Below are 19180 nucleotides of genomic sequence, written 5' to 3'. Positions count from 1 at the left end.
GCCTATTTTCCTGGGCCCTGTTCCCGGCCCTGTTCCTGTGCTCGTCCCTGGGTGCTGTGGATGGGGTGGTGGTGGACGGGGGGTCAGTTCGTCGTGGAGTGTCGGGTGATCTTGACGGGGTAGTCGCCGCTTCTGGTGCGGTCGGTGACGGAGATGCTGACGCGTACGCCGTGCCGCTTGTCCGTGAAGGTCTGGCCCGGGGTGAAGGCCGCGTCGCTGAGGCCCGGGTGGACGTTGGGGAGCGTGGTGCAGCCCTGGGGGGTGCTGTGCAGTGCGGCCTTGGGGTGGACTCGGCCGGATGCCGGGGGGTGGCTGGGTTGGTGGGGGTGGTGTTTGTCCGGGCTGGGCGGGTGGGGGGGTTTGGTGTCCCGCGTGCTGTCCATCACGGTTACCGGGCCCTGGCCCGAGTCCTTGTGGACGTCCACCCAGTAGATGAGAACGCCCGGCTTGCATACGGCGTCGTCGTTGCCCTCGTTCGTACGGGCCTCGACGGCGTAGCCACCGCGGCGGGACACCGGCAGGTAGGCCAGCTTCGTGCCGCCGCCGCGGCGGGCTAGGGGGCTGAGGGTGTGCCGGGAGGTGCCGGGGCGGGCGGTTGCGTTGGGGCTGTTGGTGACGCAGTCGATCTGCCGTGGGCTCAGCCAGCCCAGCTTCCACTTGTGCCAGCCCAAGAGGTCGTTGTTCGCGCCCCAGTCCTCGGACATCAGGTCCCAGTGGCCGGCCTGGCCCGCTCCGGACTCCGTGTAGAGGTCGGGGAGGCCGAAGGAGTGGTTGTTTTCGTGCGGTAGGACCCGGTAGCCCGTCTGGCGCAGGGTGCCGGAGCCATCGTCTTGGCGGCTGTAGACGAACGACACATTGGAGAGCCGTACGCCATCGGCGCGCGGCGATCGGTCGTTGTTCGCGAACGTCACCGAGAGCACCGTCTGCGCGGCCGATGGCCCGGCGTTCGGCGTGACCAGCACGTTGATCAGGTCGTATCGGCTGAAGTCCACGCGTTCGTCGGCGGTGGCCACGATGTCCTTGAGGAGGCGCTGATAGCCGGGTTCGTACGGGCTGCCGCGTTCGATGTCGTACGCGGCGAAGGGGCGTGGCATGCGGAGCCAGTGCGGGATGGGCGTGGCGGGGCGGTAGTCGAGTCGCCCGTACGAACTGCGCGCGAACCAGTGCGAGGTCTGCGGAAAGAACTCCGCGAACCGCTGCCGCGCGGTGCCCTCACCGGGGGTGCCCGGGAAGTCGATCATGAGGGTCAGGGCCCGTACCGTGCCCGTGCTGCGGCTGTAGCTGCCTTTGGTCGGTATGCCCTCGGCCATCTGGGCGTCGCCGCGCGTCGGCAGGGCGCAGGGGAGGTCGGCGGCGGTGTTCGGGGTGGCGGGATCGGGCCGTGCGGCGTCGGTTTCGCCGCTGCGCTGCGCATCCGGTGCGGTTCGCGTCGCTGCCTTGGCACCGTCCCGTTCTGCTATGTCGCCGGGCTCTTCGGCCTCTGCGACCTTCGGTTCAGGCTGCCCATCGTCGGCGCTGTCGGCGCTGTCGGCGCTGCGTTCGCGCGGCTGGCCGTCTTCCAGACCCGGTATGGCGCTCTTCTGCCCGGTCGGCGGGTCGCGCTCAAGGAGTGTGGGGGTCGGACCGCCCAGGACGGCGGAGGCTGCGGGTATGAGGGCGGCGAACGCGGCGGCGGTCATGAGCGCGGTACGGCGCCTCCGGCCTTGGGTGCGGTGCGGTCTGTGATGCCGGCCGTTGGATATGTGGCTCGGGGTGTGGGGGTGGGTGTGGGTGTGGGTGCGGCCAGGGGCAGGGCGGGCCCGGGGGCTGGGGCTGGTGTCGTTGGGGGTGGGCTGCCGGGGTGGGTGCGGGGTGTCCGACTCGACGTCCTCCGGGTGGGGAGGCTGCGGGGTGAGGCCGGTCGCGGGCAGGTTCGGGGCATGGCCTGGCGGGGGCCCGTCGGGCGGTAGTGGACCCCCGGTCGGGTACGCGTCCGATGCAGGCCGCTCCAGCCGGGGAGCCTCCGCTCCGGGCGCCTTGCGTCGGGAGCGGCCCTCGTTGGAGCCCTCCGCGCCGGAACTGCTTTCGCCTGGCCGGTGATGCCGCATGCCGGACCCGCCTTCGTGGCCGGGGCAGCCGGTCGGGTGCTGGTGGCTGCGCTGTGCGATCACCATCCCGAGCGGGGCGGCTCGGCGCGCGCTGGGCGCGGCCGTCTGCGCGGAATGTGTGCGCTGCTTGGGTGTTGGGGGCAGTGGGGAGGTTTGGCATAGTGGGGGAGGAATTGGGGCCTTGTGTCGTGGCGCGCAGCCATCGGGTTCCCGGCGTGCTACCCGCCGGAGAAGACGGTTCGCCTCCCGGCCTCACCGGGGAAAAACCGCTGGCCGGAAGTCCGCCCGGCAGGGTTGACTTCAGCCTTCGCGCCCCTTCAAACCTTTGTGCCCCAGATCACAGCGGACCTCGAAATATCCGGGGAGGTCCTCCCCGTTTAACCGAGTGACTTCAGAAACGGGGACTAGGTCCCCGGTACGAGGCCCAGGGGCGCAGTCCCCAGGACCTAGTCCGGGACCGCGAACCGGAGCAAGCCAAGAGCACCGCGCAGCCCGAGCAGCGCGAGGCGATTCGAGGCCACCTCCGTAGCACCGCACCGAAGCACGCAGGACCGAAGTACGCAGAACCGAAGCACGCAGGACCGAAGTACGTAAAAACGCAGCACCGCAGAAGCCGCGTAGCAGCGGGGGCGCGGCGTAGCGGAAGAGAACCGAAGAAGAGAACGAAACGAGCGGGGGTTCGCCCTCGGACACCGAAGGGAGAGCGGTCGTGACCGCCACCAGCTCAGCGAAGGTCACGCAGCCCCGGCTGCGCGCTGACGCGCTGCGCAACCGGGAGCGGATCATCGCGGCGGCGCGCCAGATGTTCGTCGAGCACGGGGCAGATGTACCCCTCGATGAAATCGCTCGACGAGCAGGGGTAGGAAATGCCACGCTCTATCGGCACTTCGCGGATCGCCGTGAGTTGGTCCACCACGTCACGCTCTCCGTCATGGACCGCATCGCGGACCAGGCGGAGTCGGCCAGAACAGAGGAGACGGACGCCTTCGAGGCGCTGCGGCGCTTCGTACACAAGGCGGCTGACGAACGGATCGGCGCGTTGTGTCCGCTCATCTCGCACACCGCCGACAAGGGGCATGCGGACCTGCTCGCCGCGCGATACCGCCTCAACTCCGAGATCGACGCGCTGATGGCCGCCGCGCGAGAGAGCGGCCAACTGCGTACCGACATCGGCGTTGGTGACCTGATGGTCGCGGTCACCCAGCTCACGCGGCCACTGCCCGGTCTGGGGCAGACGCCCCGGTCACACGAGACCGGAAGCGTGTGCATGGACTTCGACCGCTTCGTACACCGGCACTTGCAGCTGTATCTGGACGGCCTCGCGACACCGGCCCGTTCCGAACTCCCTGGCACGGCCGCATCCCTGGAGGACCTGCGCCCCAAGACTTGAACCACCTGCTGTCGCGCCTGCGGCCGTCACCGTAGCCGCGCCTTCCCTCACTATTCGGGCCCCACATGCCTCCCGCGCCTGCGGCCCGCCACGTCCTGTCTTTCACGCCCCTGTATCGCTAGGTAGGCCCACTCATGCCAGAAACGGCTCAGCACCCAGATCCGAAGCGTTGGAAAGCGCTGATCTTCATCGCCCTTGCCCAGTTGATGGTTGTTCTCGACGCCACCATCGTGAACATCGCACTGCCCTCGGCGCAGGATTCCCTGCACATATCCGAGGGCAACAAGCAGTGGGTCATCACGGCCTACGCCCTTGCCTTCGGCGGACTGCTGCTCTTCGGTGGGCGCCTCGCCGACCTGTGGGGGCGCCGGCAGACGTTCATCATCGGTCTGCTCGGCTTCGCCGCCGCGTCCGCCATCGGTGGGGCCGCGGTCAACACCGGCATGCTGCTCGGCGCCCGCGCCTTGCAGGGCGCCTTCGGCGCGCTGCTCGCGCCCGCCGCCCTGTCGCTGCTTGCGGTGACGTTCACCGACCCGAAGGAACGTGCCAAGGCGTTCGGCGTGTTCGGTGCCATCGCCGGTGGTGGTGGCGCCGTGGGCTTGATCCTCGGTGGCGTGCTCACCGAGTACATGGACTGGCGCTGGACGTTCTACGTGAACATCCCGTTCGCCGCCGCCGCGGTGGCCGGCGCGATCCTGGTGATCCGCGAGCCCAGCGACAGCCGTAACCCCTCCAAGCTGGACATCCCCGGCGTGCTGCTCGCCACCACGGGTCTGGTCTCGCTGGTGTACGCCTTCACCCGGGCCGAGGAAGACGGCTGGACCGCAGGCGCCACCATCGGCCTGTTCATCACCGCCGTCGTGCTGCTCGCCGCCTTCGTGGTGGTCGAGGGCAAGGTCAAGAACCCGCTGCTGCCGCTGCGTGTCCTTACCGAGCGCAACCGCGCCGGCGTCTACATGTCGCTCGGTCTCGCTGTGATCGGCATGTTCGGTCTGTTCCTGTTCCTCACGTACTACCTACAGATCGTCAAGGAATACAGCCCGGTCACCACCGGCCTCGCGTTCCTGCCGATGATCGCGACGATGATCACCGGTTCGACCCAGATCGGCGCCCGACTCATGACCCGGGTTCCGCCGCGACTGCTGATGGGCCCCGGCTTCCTGACCGCCTCCGTGGGCATGGCGCTGTTGACGCAGCTCGACACCGACAGCTCGTACGTCGGGCTGATCCTGCCCGCGATGCTGCTGCTGGGTCTGGGTATGGGTACCGCGTTCATGCCGGCGATGAGCCTGGCGACGCACGGTGTCCAGGCGCGCGACGCGGGTGTCGCCTCCGCGATGGTCAACACCTCGCAGCAGGTCGGCGGGGCGATTGGCACCGCGCTGCTCAACACGATCGCCGCCAGCGCCACCACCGCGTACCTCAAGGACCACGCGGAAGGCGCCTCGTCGGCGCAGAGCCTGAAGCTGAACGCCCTGGTGGACGGCTACACGACCGCCATCACCTGGGCTGTGTTCATCCTCCTGCTCGCCTCGGCGATCGCCTTCACCTTCGTCAACACCGGGCCGCAGAGCGGCCAGCCCGCCGCCGCGTCCGGCGATGGCGCGGAGGACGAAATTCCGGTGCCGGTGATGGCGCACTGACCGAGCTCACTGCCCTACCGGTGCCGCCTACGGCGCCTGGGTGAGAGGGACGGACAGCGGCTGCCGCACCTGGTGCACGGCAGCCACGCACAGGACCCCCGTCGTTGCGGCGGGGGTCCTGTGCTGCGTTGAGGGTGGCCGAGCGGCGGGCTTGCCGGGGGCCGCGCGGGGCGTAGTCGGGGGAGGACGGCGTCAGCATGGTCAGGGGACGGGGACGGGGGTGGGGGTGGGGCGGGAGTGGGCGTGGGGGTGGGGTGGGGCGGGGGCGTCAGCGTAGCCAGGGAAGGTCTGCGCCGCCGCATTCCGGTTGGAGGCCCTTCGCGATGGCGCTACAGATCTCGCCGAGTTGGGTGATCTGCTCGGCCGAGAGCTGGTCGAAGACGGCGCTGCGGACCGCTTCCACATGGCCGGGCGCGGAGCGGCTGAGCACCTCGTACCCCTTGTCGGTGAGGACCGCGTTTTGGCCGCGTCTGTCGGACGGGCAGTCCTCGCGCCGCACCCAGCCGTACCCTTCCAGCCGCGACACCGCGTGCGAGAGGCGGGACCGGGTGATCTTTGCGCTCCGCGCCAGCTCGGTCATCCGCATCTGCCGCCGTGGCGCGCTTTCGAGCAGCACCAGCAGGGCGTAGTAGGCGTGCGGCATGCCGGCGTCGCGTTGCAACTGACGGTCGAGATGGTCCTCAAGAAGCGTGGCGGCATGCATGTACGCCCGCCAGGTCTGCTGCTCCTCATTGCTGAGCCAATGCGGCTCGGACTGGGGTCCGCTCGTCATAACAACCACTGTTTCATTCGGGGAGCTCTCCTTGAAGTTTAAACAAGTGCGAGATGCAGCCATTCCCCTTGTCTGGTTGCTCGCGTATTTTTTTACGGAGAGTCGCATCGGGCCCCTCTGCTGCCCCGCGTTCAAGGGCGTGACCGAGTGCCCACCGGTAGTCGATCGTGGCCGGGGGCAGCTCAGTGCATGGTCCACCAACCCGAGGCGCCCGCATGGCTTTTTGATCATCTCTGCACACGCGGGAGGGATTCTCTTGACATTCGGGTCGTTCCGAGGCCCTTCCTGCCCTGTCGCGAAGAGGGCCGTAGGCCCTGCCTTCGAGAGCCATTACTGGGCCGGGCGGCGGGTCGGGGAAAAGTGCGGCCTGTGACGTTCGCGCTCGCCACACGTGTCCGAAAGACACCGCATGCGCCCCGGCTTCGGTGTCCCCGGCCGCCCTTGGTGTCCTTGGTGTCTCTTTGGTGCCCTTGGTGCTCCCGGTGTTCCCGTGTGGCGTTGCCCGACCGGGGTTGGTTGTCCGGGGTTGGGGGCGGGGCTGTCTGGGGTTGGGCCGGGCCGGGCCGGGCGGCGTTGAGGCTGGGCTGGGGCCGGCCGCCGCCTAGTCAGTGCTGTCCGTGCGTACCCCATGCCGAGCGGGTACCACGGACACCGCGGGCGGTACGGGTGGTGGGGGTGGTGGAGGAAGCAAGGCCGGGCTCGACTGCGGACTGGGCGTAGAGGGCCGCCGTTTGTGCGCGATGGTCGCCGTCTGGCGCGCCGGCCGCCACCTCCAGGGCGGTGTCGGCGAACTTGATGACGTGCTCGTCGCCATGCGCTGCGGCCTGCGCGAACACCTCGTCGGCCGTCATGGTCGCAGCCCACTTTTCGGCGTCGCGGCTCGGTGCCGCGGGTGCCTTCGGGCCATAGGCGGTCGTGAGCGCGGCCACGGCGCACCAGACCGCCCGGAGCGAGGGCCCCCACAGTTCGCGCGGGAGAACGGGCAGCGTGCGGAGCACCGCGTTGGGTGCGGTGGCTGCGTGTACGAGCATGATCGGACTGCCGTGGCCGTGGGTGAGGTACCGATACGTCCCGGCCCGTACGAGCCGGGTGAGCTGCCCGTAAGCCAGGTCTGGATCGTCCGGTGCCCGCAACGTCTCGGCCGCCTCCGTCCAGCGGGGGATCTCGGGGAGCCGGGCCAGCCGCTCCCGGATGCCGCCGCTTTGGTCCGCGAGGCGGGGCCTTCGGGCTCGGCCGTGCCAGTCCGGTGCAGGGGAGCGTGTGGTGGTTGGTACCGGGCCGCCCAGTAACCGAGCGCGTCGGCGAGTTCGGCGATACGGGGGGCGCTCGGGGCGGTGGCCCGGGAGGTGGCGCTGTCGTTTGCGGACGAGTCGTTGCGCAGGGTGCGTACGGCGTGCCCGACGCGGATCACTGGATGAGTGGCGGAGGCGAGGATTCCGGGCAACAGCCGGGGCCACCACTCGGTGAGCACCTCGCGCCAGGGCCGTTCGTCCAGCTCACGGCCGAAGTAGTCGGCCCAGTCCGTGAGGTGCCGGGGGTCACCCAGCGCGTTCCGCCAGGTGACCTCGGTGATCCGCGATATGGGGTGCGGCCGGTCCTCCAGCTTGCTGCTGTAGTAGTCGAGCCAGCGATGGACCATGACCGCCTGACCGTTTCTGACCAGTGCTTCCACCGCCATCGGCGCATGGTTGGAAAGCCAGCCTCCGCGTTCTGGGCCGGTGGTGTGGAGGCGTTCGAGAGCTTCGTCGAGAGTGCCGCTCGTGTCGTCCATGACGCGCAGGCTAGGCAGCGGCCCGTGGGGCCTGGAACGGCCGCGGGGACCAACTTCACCTGGTCCTCTCGACCTGCGACCGAGGCCCTCCGTCGCTGCCACCCGGGTAGCCGCTGGGTCGCCCGGGCTTGCGTGGCGCCCGGGCAGTGCGGGGCGGGGCGGCACGAAGGTGGCATGAGGCTGATGACGGGGCGTGCGTGGTGCGTGCGTGGTGCGTGGTGCGTGGTGTGTGGTGTGTGGTGTGTGCGTGCTCTGGGGCGGGTACGGGGGTGGGTGCTGTGTGGGGCGGGTGGGGCTGGTGTGTGGCTGGTGTGTGGCTGGGGCGGACCGTTGTACGGCCCCTTTCGGGGACGCGGTTCAACTCTTTCGGGGGCGCAGTTCAGAGGGGCTTCTCGTACCAGGCCACATCCCAGTAGCGGCCAAACTTTCGGCCAACCTCGCGGAACGTACCGACGTGGGTGAAGCCGAATCGGGCGTGCAGGCGCTCGGACGGCGTGTTGGGTAGCGCGATGCCGGCGTAAGCACGGTGCAGGGAGTCGTGCCGCGCGGCTTCGTCGGCCAGTGCCTCGAAGAGGGCCTGATAGAGGAGGGTGCCGATGCCGTGTTGGGTGAGGTCGGGGGCGCAGTAGACGCTGACTTCCACGGAGGTGCCGTACGCGGCCTTGGGGCGAAACGGGCTGCTGGTCGCGTAACCGAGAATCCGGCCCGGGCCTGATGGCCTGGGCGGTCCGGCGGGGCGTGGCCCGGCGGGGCCGCGCGGGGCAGGCTCCTGACCAGGCTCTCCGCTGGTGCCGCCCCCTGCCTCCTCGGTGCTGGACTGAGCAACCAGAAGCCGGTGTATGCCGTCTACAGGGTGAGAACGCAGCCACGGACGACGCTGTTCGGGGGTGAAGGGATCGGTGTCGAACGTGATGGCCGTCTCGCGAACGTAGTGGTTGTAAATATCCGTGAGAGCACCGATGTCATTCTCGGTACCTGCCCTGACCTGCACTTCCTGCTGGTCTCTTGACATGAGGCCTCCCTTGCGGCGGCACAGGGTACTGCATGATCAGGAAAATCGACGCGCCGCCTGGGAATTCTGTCCGGATTCCACTCGTTGTTTCCATCGGACGGGGTACTTGCAGGGTCCTGAGCCCGTTACAGCAATTACCTCACCCATCCCGATCCCGCGACCGACTCATCGCAAGGGAGCACGCATGGCAACCCGTGTCGTCGCCCGTCGTCAGGCCACCAGTACCGGCTCTGACCGGGCAGGCAGCGTTCGCGCCGTAGGCGGGGAGATCGCCGACCGCGACCTGGTCGGCATGTACCTCGAAGAGATCGCACGTACGCCGTTGCTCGACGCGGCCAAGGAAGTCGAGCTGTCTCAGACCATCGAGGCGGGTGTGTATGCCCAGCAGATCCTCGACGGCCAGGTGAAGGACTCCGAGGCCGGGGGCGCCAGCCGCGAGGAACTGGCGGCGGTAGTCGCCGATGGTGCCTGGGCGAAGGACGTGTTCATCCGCTCCAACCTGCGCCTCGTGGTGGCGGTGGCGCGGCGGTACCCGCGTAGTGGATTGCCACTGCTGGACCTGATCCAGGAGGGCAACGCCGGCCTGGTGCGCGCGGTGGAGAAGTTCGACTACGCCAAGGGCTTCAAGTTCTCCACGTACGCGACCTGGTGGATACGCCAGGCCATCACGCGCTCCATTGCCGACCAGTCGCGCACCATTCGGCTGCCCGTCCACCTGGTTGAGGAACTGGGCCGCATCCGCCGGGTGCAGCGCGAGTTCAACCGGGAGAACGGCCGCGACCCCGAGCACGCGGAAATTGCCGCCGAGCTTGACTCCACACCGGCGCGAGTGGCCGACGTGCTCGACTGGGCGCGCGATCCGGTAAGCCTCAACATGTCGGTTGACGACGAGGGAGACACCCAGTTCGGTGATCTGCTTGAGGACACCTCGGCGGAGTCCCCGGAGCAGTCAGTTCTCGTCATGCTGCGCCGTGAAGGCCTTGAGGACCTGATCAGCCGCCTCGACGAGCGCACCGCCTCCATCATCAAGGCGCGCTACGGCATCGAGGACGGCCGCGAGCGGACCCTCACGGAGGTCGGCAAGCAGCATGGCCTCACTCGTGAGCGGATTCGACAGATCGAGAAGCACGCTCTGCTCGAACTGAAGAAGATGGCCCGCGACACGGGATTCGACGCCGCGGCGTAACGAGCGGCCGGGCGGCGCTTTACGGGGCTGCCCCGCCTCGCCCGACGCTGGGCGGGCGTGCTTGAACCGTGCCGTGGGCTGCTGGTCGGGCGCGCTGAAGTGCGGGCTGCTGGTCGGGCGTGCCTGAAGTGCGGGCTGCTGGTCGGGTGCTTGAAACCGTGGGCTGCTGGTCGAGTGGTCGAGTGCCGTTGGACCGTGGCCTGGTGGTTGAGAGCCCTTGGACCTGGGCCCGGTGGTGGAGAGCTTGGTCCGTGCCCTGACCGGGGTTTCTCACCTGCGCCTCGGCCGAGCGTTTTGGCCGGTGCGGTGGGCTGGTCCTGGTGGATCGTCACGGTGGGCCATCCTGGGCCGGTGCGATGGGCTGGTTCTGGCCGGCTGTCGCGGTTGGCTGGTTCCGGTGGGCCGGTGGGCCGGTGGGCCGGTGGGCCGTGGGGTCGGTTGGTGCGGTGGGGCCGCCCTGGCTGGGTGCGATGGGCCGCCTTGGGCCAGTGCGGTCGCCTGGCCCGGTGGGTCGTCTCGGTCGCCCCGGTCGGTTGTTCGCTGTGGCCGTCCGGGGCCGCCCACTGCCCGCCCACCCCTCAAGCCCGCTCGCACTTTGGCGGCTGCTCCTTACCCCGCGCCTGTGGCGGGCCCTAGAAGCCAAGCATCGCGAGGGCCCTACGCCATAGACCAGAGTCTCGGTGCTGCCCCCGTCCCGGCCCCCCGCCCCGCCCCCGCCCCCGCCCCCGCTCCGAGGCCTCGCCTCCAATCCCTGGCCTGCGCTTCCGCTCCCCCGGCCCGGCCCGGCCCGGCCCGCGCTCGCTGGCCTCGCTCGGCGGCCTCGCGCGCCGCGCCCGCCCGATGTCACCGCGCCCACCCGGTTTCACCGCGCCCACCCGGTTTCACCGCGCCCACCCGGTTTCACCGCGCTGGCCCGGTTTTCGCCGCGGCTCAGCGGGGGGCCGCGTACAACTCCCGGTACGCCGGGAAGACGCCACCGGGGCCCTCCACGCTTTCGGCAGCGAGCATGGCGTCCACTACCGCCCGGGTCAGTACGTCCGCCCCGGCGGCCAGCACCTCATTGAGCGCACCCGCCGCCATGTGCACCCCGAATGCCGGGTCCGCGACCTGTGGTGTCCCCATCACGGACTCGGCGAGCAACGGCCGTTCACCGGTGGCCAGCGCGAACACCGTGTCCCCATCCGACAGCAGATGGACGGGGCGTACGGCGCGTGCCAGCCCATCGTGCGCGGTGCCCGCTAGCTTCTGTGCCTGGGCGCGGGTGAGGTCCGCGTCGGTGGCGATGACGGCGAGGGTGGTGTTCAACGGTGGGCGCACCGAAGCGGCCGAGCGCAACTCGGACTCCTCCCGCGCCTGCCGCAAACGTCGTTGGGCCACCGCGTGCCGCTCCGGTGGCACCGGAGCGCCGTACGCGCCGAAGAGCGTGCCATACAACGCTCCCGTCGCCGGGTCGATCGCGGACCCCGCCGCATTCACCGCCGCGAGCGCGGCGACGGTGCTGCCGGAGGGCAGCACCACACTCGCGGTGCCCACACCGCCCTTCACCCCGTTGGCCACCGCCCCCGTTCCCGCGCCAACATTCCCGCGTTCGCACGGCGCCCCGGTCTCGCTGCGGGCCGCCGCCTCCGCTGCCTCACGACCGAACGCCGCATCGGGCCGGGCCCGCCAGTTACCGCCACGCCCCAGGTCAAACAGGGCGGCAGTCGGGACGACGGGCACCACCTGGGCCGGATCGGGGCCCGCCCGAAACCCGCGGCCCTGTTCCTCAAGCCACTCCACGACCCCGGACGCGGCATCCAGGCCGAAGGCGCTGCCCCCGGTCAGCACGATGGCCTCGACGTGCTGCACCAGGTTCCGCGGGTCGAGCGCGTCGGTCTCCCGTGTGCCGGGCCCACCACCCCGCACATCCACCGCGGCCACCACCCCTCCCTTCGGAGCCAGCACCACGGTGGTGCCCGTCAGCCAGCCCGAACCCCGCCGTTGCGCGTGCCCGACCCGCAGGCCCCGCACATCGGTCAACGCGTTCCTGGGCCCCGGCCGGAGCGCGCCCTGCGCTGTTGCCGCGTCACGGCCAGGTACGGACTCAGCATCGTCAGCGTCAGCCATGGGCCATGCGTATCACGCGGGCTACGAGGCGAGGGAGGCGATACGCGAGCGGTGGCCCACACTTGCCCCGGTCCGCATACCGCCGCCACCCCTCTCAGCCTGCTGCCCCGCTCTGCCGGCCCGCTGCCCTGCAAGCTTCTGCCCTGTCGGCTACACCGGAAGATCAAGTCGGCCGGGCCGGTGGTGGAGCCGTTGCCTTCTCGACCTGGGGGTGAGGGTTGCCAGGGTTTCCGCCTTGTATGCCTCGCTCACCTTCTGCGTCACCTGTTGTTCGATGAACGCGGCATCGCTCCAGCTCCGTATCGCCTCGCGACCGTGGAACTCGCGGCCCCAGTCGATGTGGGGTTGTCTCCAGCACAGCAGGGGTCCTTCCGTCTCGCGCGCCAGAATTCGGGTTGAGGTCGGTGGTGCGGTGTCCGACGCCTTGCGCAGGGGGTGGGGTGGCACTCCTCGCCGGCAACGATGCGGCGGTTTTCCGCTGTCGATCGGCCCGGGTTTGCGGGAAGGGCAGGGCAGATGGTGAGGTGGGTGAAGGGTCGGGGAAGCATCGCGGAGGCCCTTGTGTGCCGTTCGCCGCGGAGGGCACTGATGCGAGGCCGTAGCGCCCTGCCATTGATCCTGTGAGCGACTCTGGGTGCACACCCATGGGGTGCGAGCAACCTCGGAAAGGCCCTCTGGAGTGCGCGTATAGCGTTCGTTGATTGGACGTCAACGTCAGCACGGGACGCTGTTCTCATGTTCGCCGTATCTGACACCATCGCACCAGCCGCCGCCACCACCCTCCCCGCCGCCACTACGTCGGGGACCGTATCCGGTGGTTCGGGGGAACCGGTGGCGCTGCGCTGGGTCGGCGAGCAAGGGCGGGGCGAGGAGTTCACCCATTCACAACTCCTCGACCAGGCGACCTGCGCGTCCAGCATGCTGACCACACTGGGCGTGGGCTCCGGAGATCGGGTAGCCGTGATGCTGCCCCTAGTACCGGAGTCGGTGGTCACCACGCTCGCCTGTGGGCGCCTCGACGCGTCCCGTGTATCGCTGCCCATGGGGGAACCGGTGGGGGCATTGCGCGAACGGATCAGGGAGTCCGGAGCGCGCGTGCTCATCACCGTCGATGGGGTGCTGCGGGACGGTCGAGCGTACGGGTTGAAAACCGCGCTCGACCGGGCGTTGACGGGATGTCCCGAGGTGGCGGCCGTGCTGGTCGTGCACCGACTGGGACTTCCGGTCCGGTGGGTCGCGGGCCGCGACCACTGGTGGCACGAAAGTCTGGCCGCCGCCCAGTAGTCAAAGGGCCGCGCCAGATGGGCAGGCCAGGGTGAACCTGCCCCGCCGCGTTCGGCGGCTGCTGGTTGGGGGACCGGCAGCCGCGACGCGGTTGACCCCGAGCACCGCTCCGGCACGGGGGACCGGAGCGGTGCTCGGCGTCGTGCTGGAAATCGGACGTACTCTGGAAGCATGTGCACCGCCCCCGCTTCTGAATCGCATGATCCGGCTCCCGCGCTGATCTTTGACGACCCGCTGACGCAGCGGTCCCCGGACGATACGGACCAGGGGTGGGGCGAGCGGGCTTCGGGCGCGGTTGACGACGGCTCCCTCGCTGATCTGGCCCGCTTCCTCGACGAGAAGCCTCCCCACCACCTGTAAGCCGAGAGGCTTCGCCGCCACCTGCGCGAAAAGCCGGTGCGCTGAAGGGGCTTCGCCGCGGACACCGGCCGCCGTTGGGCGTGGCACAGGGCTCGACGGAGCGCGGGGCGAAGCCAGGACAAGCCGCCTAGCGCTCGGTCGGCCCCGGGCCCGTGCTCTGACCGCCAGCCCCCTGATCGCCAGATCCCTGCCCCGTGAAGTCCTGACCGGCAGAACCCTGACCGGCAGAACCCTGACCAGCAGAACCCTGGCCAGTAGCGCCTTGGCCGGCAGAGGCCGGGCCTGCCTGCTGCGCTACCAGGACGTCGCGGATCTCGCGCAACAACTCCACCTCGCTGGCCTCGGCCTCGGCGTGCTCCACCTCCGCTTGCTTGTCCTTGGCCGCCTTCCGTGCCAGGTAGCGGGACATGGGCAGCACCATGAGGAAGTACACGACCGCGGCGGTGATCAAAAACGTGAGGGTGGCGCTGAGCACCGTGCCCCACATGATCGGCACGCCGCTGACCACGTCGCCCGCCTCGTTTGTCTTGCACGGGCCCTTGAGGCAGGAGCTGTACCGGTCGAGATCCTTGGTGCCGAACGCGCCGACAAGCGGATTGATGACGCCCTTCACCATCGAGTTCACCACATTGGTAAACGCGGCCCCGATGACGACGGCCACCGCCAGATCGATGACGTTGCCGCGCATCAAGAAGGCCTTGAAGCCCTCCAGGACGCTCTGCTTCTCCTCGGTCGCCGTACTGCTCACCGCCGTGCCTCTTTCCACTATCGGATTTCCAGATTCCGCAACTTACGGCACGGCGGGGCAGTGCTGTCCAATCCGCTGACTCGAACCAGCGGATGGCTGGAGCAAGGGTGCGAATCATCGCCGCAACACCGCCAACCGTGCGGTGAGACCCGTGCTGACCAGCGCTGTCGCGGTTTCGCGCGGCACCGAAAGGACTACCAGGGCGCCGTCACCCGCAGCAGCATCGCGTAGCTTCGGCACCTCGGCCACGCGGGCTGCGCGGGCGATAACACGCGCGCCGGTCGGCGCGCCGATGTCCGGGTGCTCGCTTTCGGTATCGGTGCGGTCGGCACGGGTGCCGGGGCGGTCATCACGGGTGTCGGGGCTGCTCTCATCCGGCGTGGAACTGGTAGGGCCGATGGAATCTGCGGGATTTGTGGAACCTGTGAAACCCGTGGAACTGCCGGGCCGTCCGCTGGCTGCTCCGACCGCCGGTGGGCCGGCTGGCCCGGTCATCGGCCGGTTGATCGATGCGCTGGTCCAGCCGATTTCGGGGGTGGTGGCCAGCACATCCACCCGGTCCCCGGGACGCAGCAGCCGTACGACCTCCGCGTCGGCGATCCGAATCGGCGCGGCCAGCAGGCCGTCCGATGACCGTCCGCGCTCCGCGCCGACCGACGCCGAAGGAGGCGAGGCGCCGGACGAGGGAGGTGCGGGAGAGGAAGCAGGAGCGGAGGAGGCGGGCCGTCCTGGGCGGTGGTCGTCGCCCGCTGGACCGGCCGCTACCGCGGCGGTCGCGGCTGCTGCCGCTGCCAGCCCGATGGCCGCCGTCCGTCGTCGCTTGCGCAGCACGCGGCGCAGCCGATACCACCGGGCCCGCCGCACCCGCACCGGCTCGAACAACGGCAGCCCGCGCGGCGGAGGTGCGGCCCGACCGCGACTAGGCGAACCATCCGGCGGCTCTACCGCACCGCAGAGGGACGCTGCACCAGGAAGGGAAGCCGCGCCGGGGAGCGGGCGCGGCGGTGAACCGAGCAGGGGCGCCGGGCCGAGTGGGGACGCCGAAGCGGGGAGGGAACCCGTACCGAGCGGATAGTCCGTAGCGGGAAGGGGAGTTGATGGAGCGTACGCGGACATGACGAACACCACCTGAGGTGCGGAACCGTGGCTCTTTGGCCTTCTGACCCCACGGTGCATGCATTCGGCGAATCTCGCCGAGCCCTGTGGATAGCTCTCAGGTTGTGGATAACTTCGTCACCCGACCGAGGCCCGCGCCGCCCTTACCCCGTCACTCCCCGCCCACCAACGCCAGCCGCGCGGCGGGCCATTCGCTGCCCAGGGACGTTCTCCCGCGAGGGAAGTCCTCCCGCAGGAAGGTCCACCCCCGAGGGAGCCCTCCTGCGAGGAGCCCCGGGGCCCCAAAGGACGCCCTCCCCATCGACACCCCGTCGCGACGCGGGTTACGGCAGCTCGATTCCCAGGTTCCACCCGTCGTGGGCGCGTACGCACAAGCAGACGCGTTCGGCCGTCGCGGGCAGGGCGGCCACCGCGTCGAACAGCACCTCGCGTAGCCGTCCCACGTTCGCCGAGAAGACCTGCATGACCTCCTGGTGCGAGACGCCCTCGCCCGCCTCCGTTCCCGCGTCCAGATCGGTGACCAGCGTCAAGGACGTGTAGCAGAGCTCTAGTTCGCGAGCGAGTACGGCCTCCGGGTGGCCCGTCATGCCGACCACCGACCAGCCCTGTGCGGCATGCCAGCGCGACTCGGCGCGGGTCGAAAAGCGAGGCCCCTCGATGACGACCAGCGTGCCCCCGTCCACCGGCTCCCAGTCGCGCCCGCGCGCCGCCTTGAGCGCGGCCAGGCGCCCGGCCGGGCAGTAGGGGTCGGCGAACGTCACATGCACGACATTGGGCCGCGGCCCTCCAGCGAGCAGCGGCTCACCGTCGAAGTACGTCTGCGCGCGTGCCTTCGTACGGTCCACGACCTGGTCCGGAACGAGCAGCGTGCCGGGGCCGTACTCAGGGCGCAGTCCGCCAACCGCACACGGGCCGAGGACCTGCCGTACGCCAACGGACCGCAAGGCCCACAGGTTGGCGCGGTAATTGATGCGGTGTGGCGGGAGATGGTGCTTGCGACCGTGCCGCGGGAGGAAGGCGACCTGACGCCCCGCCACCTCGCCGAGGAAAAGCGAGTCGCTTGGCGCACCGTAGGGGGTGTCCACGGCGATCTCGGTCACGTTGTCGAGGAAGGAGTAGAACCCCGACCCGCCGATGACCCCGATCTGCGCTCGCGGCGCGGTTCCCGGTGCTTTTGGCAGTGCTGTGGTACGCGTCTCGGCCATGCGGTCACCCTAATGGCGCCGACCGCGCGGCCCGCGAAGGGCCCCGGGCCCCTGCGGCGTGCGGGGGCTCAGCAGGTTCCGGCCGTGGCCGCTAGCTACCTCCACCGCCCGCGATGGGGGCCACTTCGGGCCGTACGCGATGGGCTCGCCAAGCTGGGCCGCCCGCGGCAGGCCGCCACCTGGAGGTGGAGTCCCGTACGTGCCATGGGCATGGCGAAGCCCCCGCTCACCTCGCATGGAGGCGGGCAGGGGCTTCGGCAGTCACACGTCGCGAGCGGCGGTCGGCAGCTGTGTGACGTGCCGGCGTCCACGTTCCCGGCGCCCATCTACTGGCTCAGGTTCTACGGTGGCGCCAAGTCCGCTGACGGTCGGGCTGCGGGCGTCAGCTTGCCGGCCACCATGGGCCCTGGGTGCCAGGACGCCGGTGTCAGCCTGTCGGTGTCAGCCCGCCGATATCAGGCGGCCGTGGAGCCTGACGATGCCGTGGATGTCTTGCCCGATGTGCCCTTGCTGCTCGACGAGGACGACGAGGAGCTTGCGGACTCGGACGACGAGGAAGACGAAGGAGACGAAGAAGGCGAGGAGGACGTGTCCGAATCACTCTTCGCGGACTTCGACGGGCCCGTGGAGCTGCCCGACGACGCGCTGCGGCTGTCGGTCCGGTAGAAGCCGGAGCCCTTGAAGACGACACCGACCGCCGAGAAGACCTTGCGCAGGCGTCCCTCACAGCTTGGGCACTTGGTAAGCGCCTCATCGCTGAACTTCTGCACCACTTCGAGGCCCTCGCGGCACTCGGTGCACTGGTACTGATAGGTCGGCACGTGTTCCTCCTGGCACTCTCACTCAATGAGTGCTAACGACGCTCCATAGTGCAGTATTCCGCCGCGTCAGTCCACCGGAACGGCCTCGCGGTGAGCGACCCCACGTGTGGAGTCGCTCACCATGCGGCCAGCGGAGCGGGTCGCGAGGTGCCCGCGCAGCGTGACCAGGGTCACCAGCGCCAGGCCCGTTCCGGCCAGTGGCACCACAAATCCGGCGCTCGCGCCGAAGCCGTCCGCGAGTTGTCCCGCCGCGGTCGTCGCGCCGGCCTGGCCGAGTGCCACCGCGCCGGTGAGCCAGGTGAATGCCTCGGTTCGCGCGTTTGCCGGAACCAGCGCGTCCACCAGCGTGTAACCGGTGATCAGCGCGGGTGCGATGCACAACCCGACCAGCAGGCCCAGCGCGCCAAGCAGCGGCACCGCATGCACCGCCCACAGCGCGGACGTCGCCAGCGTCAGCAACGGGTAGGCGATCAACAGTCGCTGCTGCGGGCTGCGTCGCCAGGTCACAGCGCCGCAGATGACACCAGCCAGCATGTTGCCAGCCGCGAAGACGCCGTAGAGCACGCCGTTGATGCCAGGTTGGCCGATCTCCTCCGTGAAGGCGGCCAGCGAGACCTGGAGGCCGCCGAAGACGGTTCCGATGCCGAGGAAGACGACGGCCAGTACCCGAACCCCAGGCACGCCCAGCGCGCCCGCGGCGCCCGCGCCCACGGTAGGCGCGCCGCCCCCCACGCGTGCAGCCTCCGTCACGCGTGCTGCCTCCGTCGTCGGCGTCGCCGCTGTAGCTGTAGCCGCAACTCGCCGGCTCGGCACCGGTTGCGTACGGTGCTGGGCGGCGAACAGCAGCCCGCCGATGAGCGACAGGGCGGCCTCGGCGACCAGGCCGGCGGCCGGGTGTACGCCGGTACACAGGGCAGTGGTCAGCACCGGGCCGATCACAAAGGTGAACTCATCCGTCACCGACTCGAACGCCGCCGCCGTCGTGAGCAACCGCGGCCTCCCCAAGCCGCCCGCTGCGGGCGCTCGCGCCGCGTCGCCGCCGAGCAGCGCCACCCAGCGGGCCCGCACCATCGGGCCGACCTGCGGCACCGAGGCGCCGGCCGGAATCGCGGCCACGAACAACGTCCACAGGGGCGCGTCAAGCAACGCGAGCGCGGTCAGCAGCGCGACCGATACCGAGTGCGTCAGGACCCCGGGAATGAGCACGGCGGCCTGCCCGAAGCGATCCGCGAGCTTGCCGCTTTGCGGCGCGAACACCGCCATCGCCACGCCGGCCGTGGCCGAGACCGCTCCGGCGATGCCGAACGAGCCGCTGGTGTGCTGGATCAGCAGCACGATGCCGATGGTGAGCATGGCAAACGGCTGTCGGGCCGCGAACCCGGGCAGCACGAACGACCAGGCACCGGGGGTCCGCAGAAGCTGCCCGTACCCGGGCTTGTCTGCTCCGAGTGCGTTCGCTCCGGGCTTGTCCGTCCCGGGCTTGTCTGCTCCGGGCCTGTCCGCGGAACGCCCCGCACCATCGCCCGCAGCGCCGCTGCCATCGCCCGCCGCACTGCTGCCGCCGTACGCAGCACCGTTGGCGTCACCCGCAGCACCGTCGCCGTTACCCGCCGCATTGCTCTCGCCGTGCGCCGCATCGTTCTCGCCGTGCAGGTCACTGACACCGGGCGCGGCGTGCT

15 protein-coding genes and 1 pseudogene are annotated in these 19180 nt (G+C 69.9%); 5 read left to right on the top strand and 11 right to left on the bottom strand.

Translation table 11 applies throughout. The features are described 5' to 3' along the window. Positions 1-83 precede the first annotated feature (83 nt). The gene (locus FHS42_RS33070; RefSeq protein ID WP_376772775.1) at positions 84-1460 is read right to left on the bottom strand and encodes a M6 family metalloprotease domain-containing protein; all 1377 of its coding nucleotides are present in this window, start codon (positions 1458-1460) and stop codon (positions 84-86) included. 1336 nt (positions 1461-2796) lie between these two features. On the opposite strand from FHS42_RS33070, the gene FHS42_RS33065 reads away from it, so the two are divergent. Both FHS42_RS33065 and FHS42_RS33060 read left to right on the top strand, forming a co-directional pair. Then, positions 2797-3477: a TetR/AcrR family transcriptional regulator gene (locus FHS42_RS33065; protein ID WP_184579472.1), complete on the top strand. Its 681-nt coding sequence runs from the start codon at positions 2797-2799 to the stop codon at positions 3475-3477. 134 nt (positions 3478-3611) lie between these two features. Continuing rightward, a complete protein-coding gene (locus tag FHS42_RS33060; protein WP_184579470.1) occupies positions 3612-5120 on the top strand; it encodes an MFS transporter in 1509 nt (502 codons plus the stop codon). A 268-nt stretch (positions 5121-5388) separates the two neighbouring features. Here the strand turns inward: FHS42_RS33060 and FHS42_RS33055 are convergent, their stop codons facing one another. The 3 genes and pseudogenes from FHS42_RS33055 to FHS42_RS33045 form a co-directional block, all read right to left on the bottom strand. After that, positions 5389-5892: a MarR family winged helix-turn-helix transcriptional regulator gene (locus FHS42_RS33055; RefSeq protein ID WP_184579468.1), complete on the bottom strand. Its 504-nt coding sequence runs from the start codon at positions 5890-5892 to the stop codon at positions 5389-5391. Positions 5893-6611: 719 nt separating this feature from the next. Beyond that, positions 6612-7663 (bottom strand): annotated as a pseudogene (locus FHS42_RS33050) (questin oxidase family protein); the annotation flags it as partial. Between the two features lie 379 nt (positions 7664-8042). Beyond that, complete coding sequence (locus FHS42_RS33045; protein ID WP_184579466.1) at positions 8043-8675, bottom strand: GNAT family N-acetyltransferase; 633 nt, start codon at positions 8673-8675, stop codon at positions 8043-8045. A gap of 184 nt (positions 8676-8859) precedes the next feature. Here FHS42_RS33045 and FHS42_RS33040 point away from each other — a divergent pair, with 184 nt between their 5' ends. Next, positions 8860-9861, top strand: a complete 1002-nt coding sequence (locus tag FHS42_RS33040; RefSeq protein ID WP_184579464.1) for a sigma-70 family RNA polymerase sigma factor — start codon at positions 8860-8862, stop codon at positions 9859-9861. 930 nt (positions 9862-10791) lie between these two features. On the opposite strand, the gene FHS42_RS33035 is transcribed toward FHS42_RS33040, so the two are convergent. Next, positions 10792-11967, bottom strand: coding sequence for a P1 family peptidase (locus FHS42_RS33035; protein WP_184579462.1), 1176 nt, complete (start codon positions 11965-11967; stop codon positions 10792-10794). A 150-nt stretch (positions 11968-12117) separates the two neighbouring features. Beyond that, on the bottom strand, positions 12118-12414 hold the full coding sequence (locus FHS42_RS33030) for a hypothetical protein (RefSeq protein ID WP_184579460.1): 297 nt from the start codon (positions 12412-12414) through the stop codon (positions 12118-12120). A 288-nt stretch (positions 12415-12702) separates the two neighbouring features. Between FHS42_RS33030 and FHS42_RS33025 the strand changes: the two genes are divergently transcribed. Continuing rightward, entirely contained in the window at positions 12703-13251 is a 549-nt protein-coding gene (locus FHS42_RS33025) for an AMP-binding protein (protein WP_184579458.1), read from the top strand. Between the two features lie 171 nt (positions 13252-13422). Beyond that, positions 13423-13611 (top strand): hypothetical protein, encoded by a 189-nt coding sequence (locus tag FHS42_RS33020; protein WP_184579456.1) that lies wholly within the window; start codon positions 13423-13425, stop codon positions 13609-13611. 127 nt (positions 13612-13738) lie between these two features. Here the strand turns inward: FHS42_RS33020 and mscL are convergent, their stop codons facing one another. The 5 genes from mscL to FHS42_RS32995 all read right to left on the bottom strand — a co-directional run bounded on the left by mscL (position 13739) and on the right by FHS42_RS32995 (position 18917). Next, positions 13739-14359 carry a large conductance mechanosensitive channel protein MscL gene (gene mscL, locus FHS42_RS33015; protein WP_312867146.1) on the bottom strand — a complete coding sequence of 207 codons (621 nt, stop codon included), beginning with the start codon at positions 14357-14359 and terminating at the stop codon, positions 13739-13741. A gap of 114 nt (positions 14360-14473) precedes the next feature. Then, positions 14474-15190 (bottom strand): hypothetical protein, encoded by a 717-nt coding sequence (locus FHS42_RS33010; protein WP_184579454.1) that lies wholly within the window; start codon positions 15188-15190, stop codon positions 14474-14476. 608 nt (positions 15191-15798) lie between these two features. After that, positions 15799-16680, bottom strand: coding sequence for an S-methyl-5'-thioadenosine phosphorylase (locus FHS42_RS33005; RefSeq protein WP_184579451.1), 882 nt, complete (start codon positions 16678-16680; stop codon positions 15799-15801). Between the two features lie 455 nt (positions 16681-17135). Then, entirely contained in the window at positions 17136-17501 is a 366-nt protein-coding gene (locus tag FHS42_RS33000) for an FmdB family zinc ribbon protein (RefSeq protein WP_184579449.1), read from the bottom strand. 66 nt (positions 17502-17567) lie between these two features. Next, on the bottom strand, positions 17568-18917 hold the full coding sequence (locus FHS42_RS32995) for an MFS transporter (protein WP_246495772.1): 1350 nt from the start codon (positions 18915-18917) through the stop codon (positions 17568-17570). Between the last annotated feature and the right edge of the window lie 263 nt (positions 18918-19180).

It is taken from the genome of Streptomyces zagrosensis, assembly GCF_014203645.1.
Lineage (GTDB): Bacteria > Actinomycetota > Actinomycetes > Streptomycetales > Streptomycetaceae > Streptomyces > Streptomyces zagrosensis.
Note: the sequence above shows the minus strand (reverse complement) of the source record. Positions and strands in the feature narration are given on the sequence as shown.

What these genes read in the sequence shown, in the direction of transcription:
- FHS42_RS33060 (WP_184579470.1), top strand. Translation starts at nt 3,612, where the DNA reads ATGCCAGAAACGGCTCAGCACCCAGATCCGAAGCGTTGGAAAGCGCTG.
- FHS42_RS33055 (WP_184579468.1), bottom strand. Translation starts at nt 5,892, where the DNA reads ATGACGAGCGGACCCCAGTCCGAGCCGCATTGGCTCAGCAATGAGGAG.
- FHS42_RS33045 (WP_184579466.1), bottom strand. Translation starts at nt 8,675, where the DNA reads ATGTCAAGAGACCAGCAGGAAGTGCAGGTCAGGGCAGGTACCGAGAAT.
- FHS42_RS33040 (WP_184579464.1), top strand. Translation starts at nt 8,860, where the DNA reads ATGGCAACCCGTGTCGTCGCCCGTCGTCAGGCCACCAGTACCGGCTCT.
- FHS42_RS33035 (WP_184579462.1), bottom strand. Translation starts at nt 11,967, where the DNA reads ATGGCTGACGCTGACGATGCTGAGTCCGTACCTGGCCGTGACGCGGCA.
- FHS42_RS33025 (WP_184579458.1), top strand. Translation starts at nt 12,703, where the DNA reads ATGTTCGCCGTATCTGACACCATCGCACCAGCCGCCGCCACCACCCTC.
- FHS42_RS33020 (WP_184579456.1), top strand. Translation starts at nt 13,423, where the DNA reads ATGTGCACCGCCCCCGCTTCTGAATCGCATGATCCGGCTCCCGCGCTG.
- FHS42_RS33005 (WP_184579451.1), bottom strand. Translation starts at nt 16,680, where the DNA reads ATGGCCGAGACGCGTACCACAGCACTGCCAAAAGCACCGGGAACCGCG.